The organism is Paraliobacillus quinghaiensis, from assembly GCF_003426025.1.
Taxonomy (GTDB): domain Bacteria; phylum Bacillota; class Bacilli; order Bacillales; family Amphibacillaceae; genus Paraliobacillus_A; species Paraliobacillus_A quinghaiensis.
The window spans coordinates 1-5,420 of the sequence record NZ_QJSH01000048.1; the positions used below are offsets into that span (position 1 = coordinate 1).

Annotated in this window: 9 protein-coding genes; 7 read left to right on the forward strand and 2 right to left on the reverse strand. The window is 32.4% G+C overall.

The window, feature by feature from the left end; translation table 11 throughout:
• Positions 1 to 250 precede the first annotated feature (250 nt).
• The 3 genes from D2K40_RS15930 to D2K40_RS15940 all read left to right on the forward strand — a co-directional run bounded on the left by D2K40_RS15930 (position 251) and on the right by D2K40_RS15940 (position 1,830).
• Positions 251 to 715 (forward strand): hypothetical protein, encoded by a 465-nt coding sequence (locus tag D2K40_RS15930; RefSeq protein WP_117157324.1) that lies wholly within the window; start codon positions 251 to 253, stop codon positions 713 to 715.
• A gap of 117 nt (positions 716 to 832) precedes the next feature.
• The gene (locus D2K40_RS15935; protein ID WP_117157325.1) at positions 833 to 1,429 is read left to right on the forward strand and encodes a hypothetical protein; all 597 of its coding nucleotides are present in this window, start codon (positions 833 to 835) and stop codon (positions 1,427 to 1,429) included.
• 92 nt (positions 1,430 to 1,521) lie between these two features.
• The gene (locus D2K40_RS15940; RefSeq protein ID WP_117157326.1) at positions 1,522 to 1,830 is read left to right on the forward strand and encodes a hypothetical protein; all 309 of its coding nucleotides are present in this window, start codon (positions 1,522 to 1,524) and stop codon (positions 1,828 to 1,830) included.
• On the opposite strand, the gene D2K40_RS15945 is transcribed toward D2K40_RS15940, so the two are convergent.
• Positions 1,817 to 2,287, reverse strand: a complete 471-nt coding sequence (locus D2K40_RS15945) for a hypothetical protein (RefSeq protein ID WP_117157327.1) — start codon at positions 2,285 to 2,287, stop codon at positions 1,817 to 1,819. The genes D2K40_RS15940 and D2K40_RS15945 overlap by 14 nt on opposite strands.
• A 142-nt stretch (positions 2,288 to 2,429) precedes the next feature.
• On the opposite strand from D2K40_RS15945, the gene D2K40_RS15950 reads away from it, so the two are divergent.
• Together D2K40_RS15950 and D2K40_RS15955 are read left to right on the forward strand one after the other, a co-directional pair.
• Positions 2,430 to 2,699 carry a hypothetical protein gene (locus D2K40_RS15950; RefSeq protein WP_117157328.1) on the forward strand — a complete coding sequence of 90 codons (270 nt, stop codon included), beginning with the start codon at positions 2,430 to 2,432 and terminating at the stop codon, positions 2,697 to 2,699.
• Between the two features lie 226 nt (positions 2,700 to 2,925).
• Entirely contained in the window at positions 2,926 to 3,495 is a 570-nt protein-coding gene (locus D2K40_RS15955; protein ID WP_117157329.1) for a CBO0543 family protein, read from the forward strand.
• Between the two features lie 383 nt (positions 3,496 to 3,878).
• Here D2K40_RS15955 and D2K40_RS15960 read toward each other — a convergent pair whose 3' ends face one another.
• A complete protein-coding gene (locus D2K40_RS15960; RefSeq protein ID WP_117157330.1) occupies positions 3,879 to 4,067 on the reverse strand; it encodes a hypothetical protein in 189 nt (62 codons plus the stop codon).
• 194 nt (positions 4,068 to 4,261) lie between these two features.
• Between D2K40_RS15960 and D2K40_RS15965 the strand changes: the two genes are divergently transcribed.
• Together D2K40_RS15965 and D2K40_RS15970 are read left to right on the forward strand one after the other, a co-directional pair.
• Positions 4,262 to 4,477: a hypothetical protein gene (locus tag D2K40_RS15965; protein ID WP_117157331.1), complete on the forward strand. Its 216-nt coding sequence runs from the start codon at positions 4,262 to 4,264 to the stop codon at positions 4,475 to 4,477.
• A gap of 210 nt (positions 4,478 to 4,687) precedes the next feature.
• Positions 4,688 to 5,420 (forward strand): nuclease/transposase family protein (locus D2K40_RS15970; protein ID WP_476704039.1); only part of this gene is annotated, 733 nt, incomplete at its 3' end.

The window sequence follows — 5,420 nt, forward strand, 5'->3', positions numbered from 1 at the left end:
GAGTAACTAGGAACTTATAATTTAGTACATATCTTTAGATGGAACGCGGAGTGCTGGGAAACTAGCACGCTCCGTGTGGAGCAGGGGAAAAGCTGGAGATAACCTCAAATGCTTACCTATTGCTGACGTTAGCTGAACTAGGTATCGTTTATGTCGCAGCTCATTGGCTTATTGAGTTAACGGGCAGTAGAGTTGAACACAAGGTATAAATTATAAAACTAACATTTAGGACATTTGTAGGAGGTAAAGTATGTTAAGGAAGAATTTATTCTTGGCAATCAGCTTGTTTTTGTTAGTGTTTTTTGTTGCTTGCACAAAAAATGAAGAAGTAGAAATGAAGTTAGAAGAAGAAAATATAGAAGTAATTGAAAAGGTAGAAGAAGGTAATACAATGGTTTATAAAGTTAAGGTAGAACAGCCCAAAACTGAGATATTATTTGAAGATAAAAAGATGGTAGAAACCTTTAACCCAAAGGCGATTTTACAAATTACTGAAGATGCAAACGGGAATATTACATCAAAATTACTATACATTAATGTTAGTTCGAACGAAGATATTGAACTTGAATTACCACAACCGTGGAACAAAGTGGATGGTAGGTCTAATACATATTCACAGCTTGTTTTAATTAAAAGTGAAAGATATAGTATTGCTGGGGTTGTTGAATTCACAGTAGTATCACCAACTGATATTGATTTTCAGATTAAGTATTAACCATTTAACTAAAGGGTGGCTTATCTGGAACAAGAAGCGTAGACCTTATTGCGTTAAAGGGCAGGTTAGTTTAATAAGAGACATTTGCTCGTAAATTACAGGAAGGGGTTAGGTATATTGCAATTAAGTAAAAAATCCAAGAAACGTTATTTAGTAATATTTGGTCTGTTATTCTTACTATTATTAGTAGTGTATTTTGTTCCGTCAGTGCTTGGAGGATATGCTTTAACTGAACATTCTGCAATTCGTTATACGTTCCCCACCAAAGATGGTGAAGTAGTTTTCGAAGAAGAATTTGAAGATAAAAAACTAGTCATTTGGGATACAGGTAAGGTCAATTATGTAAAAGTAATTGATAAACCTTTTGGTATTTTCAAACGTCTCACCGATTTCAACGCGATTAGTGCACAAACAGTTGATGAAAAAATGAAAATTACTTGGTCTGGAACCCCAATAGAAAATGAACTTTATCATGATGTAATATTCGCAGCAGAGGTATTAGATAAGGGAATTGAGAAGGTAATTGTTAGTAATGAACAATATGATAAAAAAAATACACCATTAAGTATTGTTAAAAAGCATTCAACTGTTTTTATTGAAATGAATGTAAAAGATGGATTTGCAGCTCATTACAGTAAGTTACCAAATGGAGATGTAGGTAGTTTCAGTTTTCGAGGGTTAAATAGCGATGGAAAAATTGTATCCTTTTATTAAATGACCAATTATTTTAAGTGGTTGTGAAACCTTGCACTTAAACTAAAGGGTGGCTTTAGTGGAACAAGGAGCTATTAATGTCGTAGCTCCTATTGCTTATTGAGATAACGCCGCAGTTTAGTGGAAGAAATATATATTATAATTTTATTTTTGAGGAGGGAGAGTATTCCAATGCCTTTAAAGAAAAAAATAAAGCTTACGTTTTAACTGTAGTTATATTGATTGCAATATTTATTTTTTATTTTTTTGATAATATTGGCAAAACGTATGGAAACGATAAAGAATCTATAGAAAAAGTTATTCAATCTATTGAAGGTTACGAAAACGAATCAATAGATATTTTGGAGATTAAAGATATTTATGATGAAAGGTTAGTTGCGTTTCTATCTAATATGTCGTAAGAAAAGGTTCTTTTATAACTAAAGCCCTTATACCTGATTTTTCATTTTCTCCCCGAAAATGGAAAGTGGCTTCATCATAAGTCAATGTTATATCTTTTCCTGAACCATGTGCTGCTGGTTCTTCCCCGTACTCATTTGACTCCCCTAATAATTCCTTGACCCTAGCTATTGTTATGTTCTCATGGGATAGTACGTCTGAAGCAACAAATAACTTTTCGTTAAAAACATCAAATATTGGTATGTTCTCTTGTTGGTTATTCACCTCTACAAGTTCCTGTTCGAGTTGTCGATTTATTACTGCATAGTCATCAAGGTTACTAGACATTTTTTCTAGTTCACCTTTCTTATTTTGTAATTCAGTCTCAAGTTCCGTTAATTCTGTTTTTAACTTTTGATTTTCTTCTAGTAACATTTCATCTTCTTGGCATCCTACAAGAATTAAACTAACTGTTATCATTGATCTACTCTAAATTCCTGTTCTATTTCCTGATCATTCACATTTAATTCCATTTTAGCAATATTATTTTTTTGATTAGTAACAATCATAAATTTTAAAAGATTAGATTCTTCATTCGTTACGTGAATTAAGTATGTAGCAAATGATTGACCTTGACTTTTTTCTATATGTAACCATTCATAGTTACCTTTTTTATTTTTTGAAAATTGAATGTAAGCAGGGTTATTCAGAGGGAATTACAATTGGTTCGACACAAGAAAAAGTAAGAAGTATATATGGGGAGTATATCAATGAGGAGTATTCCCACGATGAATACGATAATGTTATTTCCTTAGGTGGTAAGACTGGTATGTCATTTAGGATTATTGATGACCGTGTTTCTGAAATATTTATTTGGTTTTCATGTGAATAAATAAGACAAGATACGCTTATTATCTTCAACTATCGGATGCGTTTCTTTAAGAAGAATGATGAATCAGTTAATCGAACTTGTTTTTAAGGTTCTATTATATATGTTGGGGTATGAAAAAATTTAAGCATAATAAAAGACACTGTTTTTCTAATTTTTTGTATAATTACATGCTTTTTTCCACACAATATATTTAGATTAATTATATTAATATAAGAAGGTGGAGCTTGTGTTAAATAACCCTACTTGGCAAGATATAACGAATATTCGTGAAAACTTGTTTCAAACATATTTAAAATATTGGCTTGATAATGAGTTTTTTTCTTTTAATTGGTGGGTACTTTTAACATTATTATTTGTTATCCCTATAATATGGTGGATATTAGCCGACAAAAAAAGAATATTTGAACTATTGACATATGGACTTTTTGTTTCTGCACTTGCTACTTTATTTGATTCATTATTTATGAGTATGGTGCTTTTTGGACATAAGACTAGGTTAATTCCAATACTACCACCGTTACTACCTTATTTAACTATGATTCCTTTTATTTATATGTTGATTTATCAATGGTTTTCTACATTAAAATCAAAAATAATTGCTACTATAATTCTAGCGTTAATTCTAGCGTATCTAGCTGAACCAATTCTAGTATGGATGGAAATATATGACCTGCAAAAATGGACGCACACATATTCGTTCGCAGTTTATTTGACACTTGGTATTATATCAAAGCTACTTATGATGTTTTTAGTTAAAGAAGAAGCGAAGGTAGTAGAACGTAGAGACTACGAGTAACAGTAGACCGCATCAAATAAGACATACGTTTCAATCGAACTTGTTACAAGAAAGAACGCACCTATAACGGTAGTAAAAGAAGTTCTTGTTCATAATACGCTTGAAATGACTTTACACTATACAATAAACAACTTACGAGAAATTAAGCGAATGGACTGATTGACCTTGCGCAATTTAAAGCGATGGGTCTTTTTGTTTTCGATAATAATTGAACTGTCCGATTTACACTAAACGTGAGAAGACCATTTAATTACATTTATAGTTCCATAAATTCCATTTCCATTTGTTTTTTTGATATCCTCTAAACGAATGAGTCTATTCTTGCCGTCTGGTCCAATTGCCCAAAATCCATATTAAAAAAATAGTTGTCTTGACGAATAAGGTTAAGCGATAGTTAACAGGAGAGCCAGATACCCATTCGCTCCTAATGAAAATGCCCAAGCACTGCTTTCTCGGTCTTCAGGTAGTTCCTCTTTTAATACATTTAAAATTATTGCACCAGATAAAAATGCAAAAAGTAGGGCTAAAGCGAAAGTATTTGCCGGTACCCCTAATTCTTCTTGTAGTGTCATAGCTTCGCTTGTTATACGAGATCATAGTCCCAACCAGCCTCAATTATGTTTCTACAAGTAGGGGGCGAACAGTTTAATTGACGGGATCAAGTCCCACGGGTGCTTTAATGGAAGATGAGTTGTCTATATGGCATCTCCTATTGTGCTAAGGGCGCAGTAGACTTTAGTACAAGAGAATTTAGAGGAGAAAACCTATGAAAAAAGGATTAGTCTATTTAGTTACACTTATATTTTTATTTTTAGTTGTTGCAGGAACATTAAAAACTAACTTTCCAACAATATCATTTTTCCTTGCAATGTTAGTAAGTCTTTTCATTATTGATAAAACCAATGGATTGTTGATTTTTATGTGGATGCTTATTCAGGAAAGAAAGAAAAAGTTGATGAAGATAAGGGGGAACAGTCAATAATTCAAACAATATTTTGCTGCTCAACAAACGCGAGCATTGGCGTAGGAAGAGAATGTTTATTTTACGATAATTTGGCAGAACGCACCTTATTTCAATGAGGTGATGAATGCCTAAGGTCTATTTCTTTTTTTGGTTTTTCTTTAAAAATAAGTGTTTTGAAGCGTTTTTCAAACACTTGTTTGGTATAATATAAACAAGGAGGTGAAAAAAATGGCAACAAAAACTATCCTAGTGAGGCTTCAAAACGTAACAAAGAAAAAACACAAACACTTCGTACAAGAGCAAACAGAGTTTGCTACTTGTGTTAATAATTGTGTAAAACGCCTTCATAACAGTGAAAAGCTTTCTTCTAAAAATGTGAATTTTAATTTTAAATCTGCCATTAAAAACGAAGCGATTCGTCGTGCTAGAAAAGCTATTTCAGATTTCAAAAAAGGAAAAGCAAAAACACTTCCTACATTTAAAAATTCACTTGGCATTAAAATCAATAATCAAAATTGGAACAGCGTTGAAAAAAACGGAAAATGGTATATTGCTTTCACATCAAATTTAGGAAAGAAAAGCATTCCTGTTGTAGAAAGCGAAGATGTAAAAATGTATTTTCCTTTTCTATTAAAAGAAAACAAAGAGCACCGCGGAACAATGGAATTGTTCCGAAAAGGAATAGATTGGTACATTGCTATTCCTATCCAAGTAAGGTCTGAATTATACTTCACTGAAACACATAAAGAAGTAAACAAAGACTTTGTTGATTATACACCTGTAGGTGTAGATTTAGGTCTTCGTTACCTTGCGGTTCTTTCAGAACCTACTAGTGGAAAAAGACAATTTTTTTCAGGAAAAGAAGTCGGATATAAGCGACGTCACTTTCGTTCCCAGCGCTGTTCGTTAGGAAAGAAAAAGGCACAGCGTGCTATTGAACGCATTGGTAAAAAAGAAAGTC